This window comes from Bacillus sp. FSL E2-8900, assembly GCF_037966225.1.
Taxonomy (GTDB): Bacteria; Bacillota; Bacilli; order Bacillales; family Bacillaceae_G; genus Bacillus_A; species Bacillus_A cereus.
Genome location: NZ_CP150193.1, coordinates 3,113,679 through 3,127,282, shown reverse-complemented (window position 1 = coordinate 3,127,282; position 13,604 = coordinate 3,113,679). Strand labels below are relative to the sequence as shown.

Genomic DNA, 13,604 nt, shown 5'->3' with positions numbered 1-13,604 from the left:
AGTAAGAGAGGTGCTTTTTATAAAATGTAAAACGAATGTTATGTATTAAAAAGAAATTGATGTAAATTAGGAAAATTATATATTTTAATAGCGAAATAAGAAAAGGGAGTTAGAGCATGATTAATAAAACAGTAAAGAAAGTTATCTTGATTGCAGGTGGTTTGTATATTACATATTTAGTAGGTGTAGTTATTTTAGCGGAATCTATACCGTATCCTACATCTCAACAACTTAAAGAAGCCGAAAGAGTAGTTGAACGCTATGTAGGTGAAAATAATGGAGTGAAAATGATAAATACATCTAGTAGCTTCACGGCTGAGATGTTCGATCGGAAAATTCAGATTGAAGGGAATTCAAAAGAGAATCCGGAACAAGTATATCGAATGGATTTAGATCAAGTTTCTAATGAAAGTGAAAAAATAACCGAAAAATCGATAAATACAGTTTGTAAATCAAATGATGGGGGAAAGAATTTTACTTGTGCTGATGCTGAATAGCTAAAAGTAGAATCCGTAGCAGCGGAGTAACAGTTGATAACCATTACTCTAGTTAAATAGGAAAAAGCCTCGCAGGGGGGCGAGGCTTTAAACAGGGTATTAAAAATTATCGATTCATTAAGAATAACTTCTATTGAATAAACTAATTTTAGCATGATAACTCATATATATGTGTTACGAATTTATGAACAAAAAATCAATAATAAGAATGTAGAAAAGATAATAATTTATTTAGAATTTGTATCATTACATAAAGTTTGAGTGGAGAAGAAATTATACTTTTGTATGGTGTAATAAAGATATAGTCCGCCTACAGAAATAGGCGGGCTATTTTTTTATAAAGAAAAGACAACTTGAGGTAGAGTCCGTGTTAAGAAATAAGATCGTTCAAAAGATAAAGATATTGTATTGAAACACGTCATTATTCGTGGAATAAGTTATATTTTTGATAAAAAATCTTTAAAAAGCATTATAATCCCTAGAAGAGATAAGACTTCAATTGAAAACCAAAATACACTTTTTTGAGGTTTTTTAAACTCCATTAGTATGGAGAAAAATAAAAAGATAGCAATGAGAAATATAATTAAGAGACGAAGTATATCAAACATAAATAGCACTCCTAATAGTTAATTTGTTTTACTATATAGTTATTTCCAATATTACAGAATGTAAGAAGCGACTTATCAATATTAAAGCAAAAAGTTCTCAGAAGCTATGAATTAAAAATAAAAAAATTTCGAACTACTGAGCACAGAGGGATTATATATTAATTAGTTTAGCAATTGAAAGAGTAATTTTTTAATCTTGTAAAAGTCCGATTGGTGAGGGCTGATTAAAGTTTCACTTTATTTGTTTTCTTTTTTATATAAAGCCTTAGAACTGGGATTTAGTAATGGTTTATAAGAAACATATATTTTGAATTATTTAATAGAATAATATATATTTATATTGATTTAGTGATTTTAGTTTGTTAAAAATGGGGAAATCGATATGAAGGTTAAATTTGCCGTAATAAAAGATGAGAGCTTTGATTGTAGTTTATTGGAAACAAAATTATTGAAAACTTTTAAAGAAGTAGATTGTGAAGCAGATATTGTAAAGGTTGAGGATGGAATTTTTGAAAACAATGATATACAAACGTATTTATCAGAAATAACCATTCATGTTACTGGAAAAAATATTGGATATAGATCCGTTTCAGCCAGTATATTTATTGTTCTAGAGAGTTTATCAATACAGCTATTTCGTATTCATATTAGTATACTTTAAGCAGTTCAAAAAGTGGCTTCTTCAGAAAATCATACTGATTATATGGAGTTGTAAATATGAAAACAATAGAAATTATCGTAGGTGCTCCCGAATAGTGGATTGCACCTTGTTTGTTGTTAAATAAACAAGGGATTCCTTTTCTAATTTTAATGTATCTCAGCGCTAATTTATAAATAGAAGAATGGAAACATGTGAGTAATTCAATTAGATTGTACAAAAATTTGGTACGCGGATATACGCAATGTATTCACAGGTAAGAGGGTTGTCTCATAATATATATAGATTTTTCTATTAAGATGAACAGAGGGTGTGAATATATGGAAGATGTTTACGCTAAAATTGACAGTCTCAAGGCGGAGCAAAAAGAAATTATGAGAGACATTCGTGCTTTAGAAACGCGTACTACTATTAATGAGAAAGATATAGCAACAATCAATAAGCAATTAGAAAAAATAAGTACAAACACAACTTGGATTTTACGAATTATTATTAGTGCGATAATAATGTCAGTTTTAGGATTAATATTAAAAGGAATGATTTAGTCTTGTGAAATAGAACGATATAAAAGAAAGAGGGGAGCTCCCTCTTTCTTTTATATAAATGAGAAGCTATAAATTTTCCGTTTCCTCTTCACCTGCATATTTTTCCTCTAAAGAAATTAATAGAGGAATGGATACGGTTACTAGAATGATTAAAGTAGTTATAAAAGATTTAGAAAGAGAAAAAGAACCTTCAATTAAAGGTGATAAAAACTTGAATGAAAGTATACTTGTTATGAAGGAAATTACTAAAAAGCTAAAAAGAGAGATATTTTTATTCTTTATAGATGTTTCTATAGAGTCTTTAACACAGGTTATTACGACAAATATAGTTAATATGATAAGAGAAACAAAATAATGTGTTAAATTCGTCATACTAATAGTAGGATCGTCTATTATGTAAGCAAGTAACTTAGATACTAATATTCCTCCAAACAATAAAATAATAAAAGCAAGTAATCCTTCCGATATATAAGTGCTGAAATTATCTTTCTTGTTAAAAAGCTTATAGTTCAGAGTAGATTGGGTTATTTGAATTAGGAATAGGCTAATAATCCATACATAATATACAATTGGTAATTCTCCTGAGAATAGAGAAATTAGAAAGTTTACTACTGTCCTTAAAATTTCAATCATTACGAAAGTCCTCCTGTTTGTAAGCTTGTGACATTAAAATATGCTAGTCTATCGTTTAATAATTAAACTTACGAATTCAAACTATTTCTAATTATTCCATAAAAAGGTATCTGCATCAAGTTATCTTTTTAACAATCCTCCAAGGCCGAGCACTAGTAAAAGAAACGCAATATGTAATATAATTGAAAAAGTATATTTAAAAATCAATGTTAATATTACCCTCCTATAAGTATTAACATACGTAATTGAGGTGTTTTCTTTGTTGTTTTATGACCGGATTTCTATAATGGCCCCTCCTGTTCCGTAGCTAAGGAAAGTCTTTTTATTTCTGAGATTTTCAAAGTTATAGGAGGGTATGAAAAATGAAAAAAGTCTCAGTACCATCACTTTTGTTAATGATTATTCTTGTCGCATTTCCGCAAATTAGTGAAACGATTTACACACCGTCTTTACCGGACATTTCAAAGGCGTTACATGTAAGTAATAATGAGGTGCAGTTAACACTTAGTGTGTATTTTGCTGGATTTGCGTTAGGTGTATTTTTTATTGGGTGGTTATCAGATATAATTGGTCGTCGCCGAGCGATGTTACTTGGAATTGTCATTTATGGCGCTGGGAGTTTCTTATGCTATATTGCAAATTCCATTGAAGTTTTATTGGTAAGTCGTTTTATTCAAGCGTTTGGAGCAAGTGCAGGATCCGTGGTTACACAAACGATTCTTCGTGAAAGTGTAGAAGGGCATAAGAGGCATGTTATGTTTGCTCAAATCTCGGCAGTCATTGCTTTTACACCAGCGATAGGACCGTTAATTGGGGGCTTTCTTGATCAAATGTTTGGTTTTAAAATAGTATTTTTAAGTTTAGTAGTTATGAGTGTCGGAATTTTTCTGTATACGTTTGTTTCTCTTCCCGAAACAAAGACGGGATCAGTAACGAATAAAATAAATGTGTTTTCAGTCTTGAAGAGGCTAATTACAAATCCGAAAGTGGTAACATATGGGCTATTAATTGGAGGAGCAAATGGTGTTTTATTTAGCTATTATGCAGAAGCGCCGTTTATCTTTATTGAATACTTTCAATTATCGCCTAGTATGTATGGATTTCTAGGAATTGTTGTTGCATCTGCTTCTATTGTTGGAGCGAAAATTTCAAAACGTTTACTTGCTACTTATAAACCAGAGAAGATTATATATGTCGGTTGTCTTGTAATGACAGGGGGAGCTATTCTTTTATCTGTTATTACGTTTGTTGGATCAAATCCAAACATAATATATATGATTGGATTTTTAGTAGCGATGTTTATATTGCTATTAGGAATTGGAGTAGCGTTGCCTAACTGTTTAAGTTTAGCATTAGTAGATTTTCAAGATGTTATTGGTACAGCCGGAGCATTGTTTAGCTTAGGATACTATGTAATTGTAACGATGACAATTTTGGGGATGAGTCAGCTGCATACAGGCTCGTTACTAGTGATGCCACTTTATTTTCTGGTTATTGTAGTTATAATGGTAGTGTTTACTAGGGTATTTATCTTTGGTAAGCAAACTTCGAAATCGATTTAAATATGAAATTGTAAAAGAGTCTCATTTTTTAATGAGACTCTTTTATATTTTGGCTGGGGTAAAGAAGTTAGTAGTTTATTAATATATTAAATTTCTCATTGGTATATAAATCGAATGTGTGGGAAATTACGTTATCAACTATAAAGGTTGAAGTATTTGACATATGAAACCGAGAAAGAAATGCTCTCCTCTGTTATTTATATTGTAATAATATACATGCTGGAATCATATTGAATAGATGTATTTTATTGTTAATTTAGTTAAAAATTAATCAGACTTATGTATAATAATTTATTGAAAAAATAATTGAATTTTTCAGATTAATGAATTAATATAAGGTAAGTAATTTTAAGATTTATAGAATATTGGAAGATGAAAGGTTTTGAGAATTTTATTAGGAGCACAAAACGATTTTAGGATAGCTTTAAAGCTAGTGTAAAATGACGTTTGCTTCATCATTTTCAGGGCCGAAAGGAATTAGGGGAAAGCATCTTGTGTTAAAATGCGGCTATGAATCATCTAAGAGGGGGAAGTGAAGTGGCAAACAAAGAATTGAAAAGAGGTTTAGAAGCACGTCATATTCAAATGATTGCTTTAGGCGGAACGATTGGTGTTGGTTTGTTTATGGGGTCAGCCAGCACAATTAAATGGACAGGTCCGTCAGTAATGCTTGCTTATGCAATTGCAGGTATTTTCATCTTCTTCATCATGCGTGCCATGGGAGAAATGTTGTATATGGAGCCAAGTACAGGCTCATTTGCGACATTCGGTCATAAGTATATTCATCCACTAGCTGGTTATATGACAGCGTGGAGTAACTGGTTCCAGTGGGTTATCGTTGGGATGTCAGAAATTATCGCGGTTGGAGCGTATATGCAATATTGGTTCCCAGATTTACCAGCTTGGATACCAGGTATAATTGCAATGGTTATTCTTGGTGCAGCTAATTTAATTTCTGTTAAGTCATTTGGTGAATTTGAATTTTGGTTTGCGATGATTAAAATCGTTACGATTCTATTAATGATTATTGCAGGATTTGGCCTTATTTTCTTTGGAATTGGTAACGGCGGAGAAGCGATTGGCATATCTAATCTTTGGTCAAATGGCGGTTTCTTTACAGGTGGTTTCTCAGGATTCTTCTTTGCTTTATCACTTGTAGTTGGTGCATACCAAGGTGTGGAATTAATCGGTATTACTGCTGGTGAAGCGAAGGATCCAAAGAAGACACTTACAAGAGCGATTCAAAGTACAATTTGGCGTATCTTAATTTTCTATATTGGTGCTATTTTCGTTATTGTAACTGTGTATCCGTGGGATCAATTAAGTACAATTGGTAGTCCGTTCGTAGCAACTTTTGCGAAAGTTGGTATTACGGCAGCTGCTGGACTTATTAACTTCGTTGTAATTACAGCAGCAATGTCTGGTTGTAATAGTGGTATTTATAGTGCTGGTCGTATGCTTTATACGTTAGGTGTAAATGGACAAGCACCGAAATATTTCACGAAACTTTCTGGAAATGGTGTACCTTTATTTGGTACAGTTGGCGTAATTATCGGTCTGGCGGTTGGTGTTGTTTTAAGTTACATCGCACCGAAAAACTTATTCGTATATGTATATAGTGCGAGTGTACTTCCTGGAATGGTACCATGGTTTGTCATTTTAATTAGTCAAATTAATTTTAGAAAAGAAAAGGGAGCAGAGATGAAAGATCATCCGTTCAAAATGCCATTTGCTCCTGTTACAAACTATTTAACAATTGCCTTTTTAATTATGGTATTAATCGGAATGTGGTTTAACGATGATACTCGTATTTCATTAGTTGTAGGTATTATTTTCTTAGCTATCGTTACAATTAGTTTCTATGCTTTCGGAATAGGAAAGCGAGCTCCGTTAGACGTTCAAAATAATAAAGAGATTTCAAGTAAATAAAGAAAAGGCTGTTCATCTGGAACAGCCTTTTCTTATTGTTGTTATTTGTCGATAAATCGATATAATTTGATTTATGATAGATATATTTGAAAAATCGTTGATATATTGTACGTTATGATAGATATATTTGAAAAATCGTTGATATATTGTACGTTATGATAGATATATTTGAAAAATCGTTGATATATTGTACGTTATGATAGATATATTTGAAAAATCGTTGATATATTGTACGTTATGATAGATATATTTGAAAAATCGTTGATATATTGTACGTTATGATAGATATATTTGAAAAATCGTTGATATATTGTACGTTATGATAGATATATTCGAAAAATCGTTAATATAATTTTACATACTATCTGTCACTATCATGATTAAAATTTCTCTAATACGATTTTCCCAATGGTGTGCCCGGTTTCAAGTAGTGCATGTACTTTCATTAAGTTTTCAGCGTTAATCGGTGTTAATGTTTCATTTTTATGTAAGCTGTACTGATAGTCTAGAAGGAGTTTATTTCTAAAAAGAAGAATTTTTTACTGTATTACTTTATCCCAAACTAAATGTAAAGGTGGATACATAATGACAGTAAAGAAACTTTATTTCATCCCAGCAGGTCGTTGTATGTTGGATCATTCGTCTCTTAACAGTACGTTAACACCGGGAAAATTATTAAACTTGCCGGTATGGTGTTATCTTTTGGAGACAGAAGAAGGTCCTATTTTAGTAGATACAGGTATGCCAGAAAGTGCAGTTAATAATGAAGGGCTTTTTAACGGTACATTTGTTGAAGGACAGATTTTACCGAAAATGACTGAAGAAGATAGAATCGTGAATATATTAAAGCGTGTAGGGTATGAGCCGGACGACCTTTTATATATTATTAGTTCTCACTTACATTTCGATCATGCAGGAGGAAACGGTGCTTTTACAAATACACCGATTATTGTGCAACGAACGGAATATGAGGCAGCACTTCATAGAGAAGAATATATGAAAGAATGTATATTACCGCATTTGAACTATAAAATTATTGAAGGGGATTATGAAGTGGTACCAGGTGTTCAATTATTGTATACGCCAGGTCATTCTCCAGGCCATCAGTCGCTATTCATTGAGACGGAGAAATCCGGTCCTGTATTATTAACGATTGATGCATCGTACACGAAAGAGAATTTTGAAGATGAAGTGCCGTTCGCGGGATTTGATCCAGAATTAGCTTTATCTTCAATTAAACGTTTAAAAGGAGTTGTGGCGAAAGAGAAACCAATTGTTTTCTTTGGTCATGATATAGAGCAGGAAAAGGGTTGTAGAGTGTTCCCTGAGTATATATAGTGCAAAAAGTCATGAGTTCGCGTGCTCATGACTTTTTCGTTTAAATAATTTTTTTAAATAAATTATAAACTTTTTTTGAACTATCTTCGTTTAACTGATAGTACGTAAGGTTTACATCATCAGGAGTATCTTGCTGAGCAATCATCACTTCGCTGCTGTGATGATCAACTATCCATATGAAATATTTTTTATAAGTTCCATCCTCGAAAGTAATCCACATATCACAATCTATTAAATCTGATCCTTCTTCATCCAATGTTAATTTGCCTTTTTTTGCGGTATTCATACTGTTAATAAATGTTTTTAATTCATCTGTTTTTGTGAGAAAGATATCCTGTTTTGTTTTAATTGATTCGACATGTATATCTTTTATTTCCTGTTTACCTAAAAAAACAGGAGGCTCATTTGGATCTCGCGAGCTTGAAATAATAGTAGCTTTCTTTTTCGGTTTATTTGCAGTATAGAGATCTTGAATAGATTTTCCCGAGTTTATAAACCATACAATTCCACAAATAATCAATACACTACCTAGCAATAAAATAATTTTTTTAATAGGATTTTCTCCTCTCTATTACTTCGTGTGAAGAGCTTTTCTATTAATATATGATAGGTAAGCGTAAAGTATTATAGTTGAACTTGGTTATGCTTCACAGTTTTTATCGGGCGATCTATGAGTAAATTGTAAGTGAGCCCAATTAATACGAAAATGCCACCGATAACTTTACCAATTGAGAGTTCATTTGTTAGGAAGAAATCAATAATAGTCCCCGCAAATAATTGTCCGATAAAGATGAGTAATGTTAAATAAAAGGCTGATATTTTAGGAGTAATATAGTTGGATAATGAAATAACGATAACGCCTACTAATCCGCCTAAGTATACGGCGATAGGAATAGATTGCAATTTATGAATAGGGATATACAATGAATCTGAACTGAAAATTAAAAATAACATAGAGAAAAATAATCCAGTAATATAATTGAAAAACGTGCCTTCCCAGTTTCCAATTTCCTTTGCTAAATTCGCGTTAATAATTCTAGCAACGACGATAGAAACACCAGCTAAAATAGCGATAGTAATATATAACATATTTTTGCCCCCATTAATATATTGTCATGATAATAATCCCAGAAGAGATAAATACTAATCCAACTAGTTTTTTCTTTTCAAACTTTGCAACTTTCATTCCTAATAAGCCGAAATGATCGATAATGATGGAAGCAATGGATTGGCCGAGTAAACTTAATGCGATCGTAATAGAGGCACCAAGGACGGAGAAACTTATATTATTAAAAAGAACAGTGAATACTCCAATCGCTCCAGCGCTATATAAAAAAAGCGGAATACCTTTATCGAAATGAATTTTATGTTTGTTTAAGATTAAAACGAAAATAACTGCAATTAAACCGACAAGGTGAATGACCACGCTTGCTGTATACTTGCCAATTAACTCAGATAAAATCCCATTCAATGGAAGCATAACGGCGATGAGCACACCAATAAAGACAGAAAGAAAGTTATACAATGCAATATCCCCTTTGTATTTCATATTTGTAATGACTGTATCATGCTGAAATTGTGTATTACTATGACATATGTCATAGTGGAAGAAGAAAATTTTGATTACAATGGGGATGAGTTGTAAAGGTGGGGACTATGAAGAAAGTATGTAATTCTATTAAATTAGCAGAGTATATGAAGAAAAATAATATTGATTCATTTTTTAGTCATGATATGAAGCCATATATGGAACTTATATTTTTTAAAAAGAATGAGTTTATTTGTAGAGAAAATGAAGAGATAGATTATTTATATTTCTTTGTTGAAGGAAAAGCGAAAGCGTTTAACACATTAAGTAACGGGAAATCCGTATTACTGTGTTTTTATGATAGTTTGCAGTTACTTGGAGATGTGGAGTTAATTCATTCCCAAAGGATTACTTCAAATGTACAAGTAATGGCAGATTCATATTGTGTTGGTTTACCATTAGGAAAAGTGAGAAACCAGCTATTTCATGATGCGAAATTTTTAAGATGTATTTGTGGATCGTTAGCACATAAGTTAAATCGACTTTCAAAAAATAGTACAATTAATTTATTGTATCCGCTTGAAAATAGACTTGCGAGTTACATGTTAGCAGCAGGGGAACGAGCAGTTCAGCATGAAAATAGAATTGTATTTAGTGGGAATTTAACGGAAATAGCGGAATTGTTAGGAACGAGCTATCGGCATTTGTTGCGAACATTAAATATTTTTTGTGATAAAGAGATAATAAAGAAGAACGATGGATGCTATGAAGTAGTAAACGTGGATGTTTTGAGAGAATTGGCAGCAGATGTTTATAAATAGGAGGAGAGTATAAATGATAACACCTATATTTAGAATTTTTGATATTGAAAAAGCAAAACTATTTTACTTAGGTTTTTTAGGATTTAAACTGGATTGGGAACATCGGTATGAGGAAAATATGCCATTATATTTGCAAATTTCGTTACAGGATGCTGTGATACATTTATCAGAACATCATGGTGATGCCTCACCAGGTGGTGCGATTCGGATCAAAATAGATGATGTAAAGGATTATCATTCTGTATTATTAAGTAAAGAATATGCTTATTCGAAGCCGAATATAGAAAAAACACCTTGGGGTACAATTGAATTAACTGTAATTGATCCGTTTTCAAATAGAATTACACTGTACGAGGAAAAATTGTAGAAATGGAATGAAGAGTAGTTCATAGAGCAGTGAACTGCTCTTTTTTATTTTGAGTAGATATTGAATCATATAAAAAGAAAATGTTATGATTATGGAAACGTATGAATATATGAACAAGTATTCATACGTTTAAGAAGAGGAGGGATTAGAATGAAAGATCTAATTATTATTGGGGCGGGTCAAGCTGGATTAACAATGGGATATTACTTGAAGCAAGAAGGGTATAATTTTTTATTACTTGAGGCAGGAAAACGAGTTGGTGATTCATGGAGAAATCGATATGATTCTTTGCAGCTTTTTACCCCAAGGTCTTACAGTAGCTTGCCGGGTATGGCGTTAATAGGTGAAAAAAATGAATTTCCATATAAAGATGAAATTGCAACTTATTTAGAAAAATATGCAAGACATTTTCAATTACCGGTACAATTACAAACGGAAGTTCTAAAAATAAAGAAAGAAAAAGAAATATTTGAATTATATACTCCTACAGAAATTTTACAAACGAAAAAAGTTATTATCGCAACAGGTGGTTTTCAGCAACCGTTTATTCCCTCAGTTTCAGCAAATCTATCATTACATGTTTTTCAAATACATTCATCACAATATAAATCACCATCACAAATTCCTAAGGGAAAAGTACTAGTAGTAGGTGGTGGGAATTCAGGGATGCAAATAGCAGTAGAACTTGCAAAAACTCATGAAGTTATGATGTCTATCAGTCATCCTTTAACGTTTTTACCGTTACATTTTTTTAGAAAAAGTATTTTTAATTGGTTAGAAAAATTGGGTGTATTGTATGCTGAAGTTAGTACCAAGAGGGGGAAATGGTTTCAGAAGAGAAAAGATCCTATTTTTGGATTTGAAGGTAAGGAACTCATTCGTAATGGAGCAATACAACTACAGGAAAAAGTAGTAAGTGCATCAGAAAATAACATCATGTTTCAGAATGGTGATACTTATAGTGCAGAAAGCATTATATGGTCAACTGGTTTTATTCAAAATTATAATTGGATTGAAATTGAACAGGCAGTGAATGAGAATGGATTTCCTAATCATATAAAGGGAATCAGTCCAGTAAAAGGATTGTATTATATCGGTTTACCATGGCAATCTCAAAGGGGTTCCGCACTTATTTGTGGTGTAGGAAAGGATGCAGCGTATGTACTTTCTGAAATCAAAAAAATAGATCAGTAGTGATAACTACTGATCATCCATATGTACATGAATTAGGAGAGGTCAAACATTTATTAACTTTATTATAATAGATTTTCACGGAATTAAAAACTGAAAATTCGAATTAAATGTTGAGAAAGTTTTTTGTATCGAAATATATGAAAGAATAGGGATTTTTATTAAAACAGAAAAAGATATTTCTATTTTAGTAAATTATGATATAGTCTAAATAAGCGTGTTTTTCCATAAATGTAATTATTTTCATTGTAGTTTTGTTTATATGAGGGAAGGAGAAGTAATTATGAAGTTTGATGATCAACGCTTACTAGGGGTCCGATTAGGTTCTGTACTTGTGACAGAGGAAAATCAATATTTAGTAATTAAGAAAAAAGATCATTATGCACTGTTAAATATACATAATTTAGAATGCACTCATGTTGAAGTGCAGTTAGAACATTTGGAAGAAATGTTGCGGGAAGATTTCCAAGAAAGTATAACGGAGATTATCGCACCAGAACATATAAAAATTGTTGCGAAAAATGTTATATAGGTAAAGAAGCTGGAAGGAACAGCTTCTTTATTTTCATTATAAGGGTAACGTTTTTACAACTTCACCAATGATCCCTTCCATTTGATGAACACCTAAATCGGAATTGGTCATAATAACAGCACCATTCCCGCAGTATGGATAACAAACCATCATACATTGAAATCCAACGCCCCATCCGAGTGAATAAACCTGTAATTCTTCATTAGAATCATCTAGAAAAACACCTAATCCAGTCCATTTTGAGCAACCTTGAGGAGAAATCATGTCTATTACTAATTTTTGAGAAAGTTTTAGTTTACCCTTTCCTTGTAAGGAATGAATGATTTCAATAACTAAAGCTGATAAGTCAGTTGGTGTTGTCCAAATACCTGAAGCAGCTGCGAATGGATAAAATGGATACTTCTCATTTGTTACAGTTCTATCTTTATTATGTCCGCAAGCAAAAACATCGGTTTTATCTATGTCTTTTGGAGAGAAAAGTGTACTATTTTTCATTTGTAGTGGCTGGAAGATGTGTTCTTCTAATAACTGACTAAATGATCTTCCTGTAATATCTTCAAGTAGTAGTTCAATAATACAAAAGTTTGCATCGGAGTAGTGAAATTCGTTTTCTGGTTTATAAGTTATTTCTATCGGTACTGGGCAATAGGATGTTTTACCGGCAAGGAGTTCAGACATGTTTGGTCGCCCATGTGCAAATGTATAATGTCCAAAACTATTAGGAGGATCAATAATTCCAGATTGGTGACTTAATAAATTTCGCAGGGTGACTTTTTTCTGTGAGGTAAATAGGTTGGTAGGTATGTTCCAAGATGTGAGTCTATCATTTATGTCTTCATCTAAATGTATGATTTCTTGATCTGATAACGTTAGTACGAGCATTGTAGTGATGAATTTGCTGATAGAACAAGAATTAAAGAGAGAATTTGTAGTAACAGCTCTAGTTGTTCTAGCTTCAAGTGTTCCAAAGGCAGTCGCTTCATCTAGTTTGCCATTACATATAACAGCGAGGCTTAAACCTGCAACGGAATATTGGTTCATTTTCTCGTATATATTGCTACTTTTTAAGTTCATGGTGACTCCTTTCTTTAAAGACAGAATATTATTTTTATTATACAGTAGTAAAAAAAGAAAACACTTCGTCATTCACCAATGAAGTGTTTTCTTTTTTAGTTAGTTTGAAGTGAACTTTTGAAAAAATTTGTCTCGGTATATGTACATAACCCATGAGATTGTTATTAAAGAAATAATGATTTGTTTGTTTTTAATTGGTGCATTGAGAACAAGCCAACCAACTATATCAAATAATAAATGTAGCACGATTGAAAGAACTACAAATTGAAGTAACGTATTTAAAAATCTTTTCATAAAGTGTCCCCCTAAAATAATAGGTTT

At 31.9% G+C, this 13,604-nt stretch carries 16 protein-coding genes; 10 read left to right on the top strand and 6 right to left on the bottom strand.

Annotated features, from left to right (window positions below; all coding sequences use genetic code 11):
• Positions 1 to 116 precede the first annotated feature (116 nt).
• From NST90_RS16020 to NST90_RS16010, 3 genes are all read left to right on the top strand, one after another.
• Positions 117 to 497, top strand: a complete 381-nt coding sequence (locus NST90_RS16020) for a hypothetical protein (protein ID WP_000608949.1) — start codon at positions 117 to 119, stop codon at positions 495 to 497.
• Between the two features lie 990 nt (positions 498 to 1,487).
• A complete protein-coding gene (locus NST90_RS16015) occupies positions 1,488 to 1,766 on the top strand; it encodes a hypothetical protein (protein ID WP_000865019.1) in 279 nt (92 codons plus the stop codon).
• Positions 1,767 to 2,083: 317 nt separating this feature from the next.
• Complete coding sequence (locus NST90_RS16010; protein ID WP_000390461.1) at positions 2,084 to 2,308, top strand: hemolysin XhlA family protein; 225 nt, start codon at positions 2,084 to 2,086, stop codon at positions 2,306 to 2,308.
• Positions 2,309 to 2,374: 66 nt separating this feature from the next.
• Here the strand turns inward: NST90_RS16010 and NST90_RS16005 are convergent, their stop codons facing one another.
• The gene (locus tag NST90_RS16005) at positions 2,375 to 2,941 is read right to left on the bottom strand and encodes a DUF5823 family protein (protein WP_000570047.1); all 567 of its coding nucleotides are present in this window, start codon (positions 2,939 to 2,941) and stop codon (positions 2,375 to 2,377) included.
• A gap of 362 nt (positions 2,942 to 3,303) precedes the next feature.
• Here NST90_RS16005 and NST90_RS16000 point away from each other — a divergent pair, with 362 nt between their 5' ends.
• The 3 genes from NST90_RS16000 to aiiA all read left to right on the top strand — a co-directional run bounded on the left by NST90_RS16000 (position 3,304) and on the right by aiiA (position 7,770).
• Positions 3,304 to 4,503, top strand: coding sequence for a multidrug effflux MFS transporter (locus NST90_RS16000; RefSeq protein ID WP_000757998.1), 1,200 nt, complete (start codon positions 3,304 to 3,306; stop codon positions 4,501 to 4,503).
• Positions 4,504 to 5,040: 537 nt separating this feature from the next.
• Entirely contained in the window at positions 5,041 to 6,432 is a 1,392-nt protein-coding gene (locus tag NST90_RS15995; RefSeq protein WP_001284404.1) for an amino acid permease, read from the top strand.
• A gap of 585 nt (positions 6,433 to 7,017) precedes the next feature.
• Positions 7,018 to 7,770, top strand: coding sequence for an N-acyl homoserine lactonase AiiA (gene aiiA, locus NST90_RS15990; RefSeq protein WP_000216572.1), 753 nt, complete (start codon positions 7,018 to 7,020; stop codon positions 7,768 to 7,770).
• 40 nt (positions 7,771 to 7,810) lie between these two features.
• Here the strand turns inward: aiiA and NST90_RS15985 are convergent, their stop codons facing one another.
• From NST90_RS15985 to NST90_RS15975, 3 genes are all read right to left on the bottom strand, one after another.
• Positions 7,811 to 8,305 carry a hypothetical protein gene (locus tag NST90_RS15985; RefSeq protein ID WP_000901692.1) on the bottom strand — a complete coding sequence of 165 codons (495 nt, stop codon included), beginning with the start codon at positions 8,303 to 8,305 and terminating at the stop codon, positions 7,811 to 7,813.
• An 89-nt stretch (positions 8,306 to 8,394) separates the two neighbouring features.
• A complete protein-coding gene (locus tag NST90_RS15980; protein ID WP_000965811.1) occupies positions 8,395 to 8,859 on the bottom strand; it encodes a DMT family transporter in 465 nt (154 codons plus the stop codon).
• A gap of 13 nt (positions 8,860 to 8,872) precedes the next feature.
• Entirely contained in the window at positions 8,873 to 9,319 is a 447-nt protein-coding gene (locus NST90_RS15975; protein WP_002024519.1) for a DMT family transporter, read from the bottom strand.
• Positions 9,320 to 9,426: 107 nt separating this feature from the next.
• Between NST90_RS15975 and yeiL the strand changes: the two genes are divergently transcribed.
• The 4 genes from yeiL (at position 9,427) to NST90_RS15955 (ending at position 12,209) form a co-directional block, all read left to right on the top strand.
• Complete coding sequence (yeiL, locus tag NST90_RS15970) at positions 9,427 to 10,119, top strand: transcriptional regulator YeiL (RefSeq protein WP_000754830.1); 693 nt, start codon at positions 9,427 to 9,429, stop codon at positions 10,117 to 10,119.
• A gap of 13 nt (positions 10,120 to 10,132) precedes the next feature.
• Positions 10,133 to 10,486 (top strand): glyoxalase superfamily protein, encoded by a 354-nt coding sequence (locus tag NST90_RS15965; RefSeq protein ID WP_000632403.1) that lies wholly within the window; start codon positions 10,133 to 10,135, stop codon positions 10,484 to 10,486.
• 150 nt (positions 10,487 to 10,636) lie between these two features.
• Positions 10,637 to 11,680, top strand: a complete 1,044-nt coding sequence (locus tag NST90_RS15960) for an NAD(P)/FAD-dependent oxidoreductase (RefSeq protein WP_061113041.1) — start codon at positions 10,637 to 10,639, stop codon at positions 11,678 to 11,680.
• 280 nt (positions 11,681 to 11,960) lie between these two features.
• Complete coding sequence (locus NST90_RS15955) at positions 11,961 to 12,209, top strand: hypothetical protein (protein WP_000666948.1); 249 nt, start codon at positions 11,961 to 11,963, stop codon at positions 12,207 to 12,209.
• Positions 12,210 to 12,245: 36 nt separating this feature from the next.
• Here NST90_RS15955 and NST90_RS15950 read toward each other — a convergent pair whose 3' ends face one another.
• Both NST90_RS15950 and NST90_RS15945 read right to left on the bottom strand, forming a co-directional pair.
• A complete protein-coding gene (locus NST90_RS15950) occupies positions 12,246 to 13,283 on the bottom strand; it encodes a serine hydrolase domain-containing protein (protein ID WP_025708839.1) in 1,038 nt (345 codons plus the stop codon).
• Positions 13,284 to 13,382: 99 nt separating this feature from the next.
• Positions 13,383 to 13,577, bottom strand: coding sequence for a hypothetical protein (locus tag NST90_RS15945; protein WP_025708838.1), 195 nt, complete (start codon positions 13,575 to 13,577; stop codon positions 13,383 to 13,385).
• Between the last annotated feature and the right edge of the window lie 27 nt (positions 13,578 to 13,604).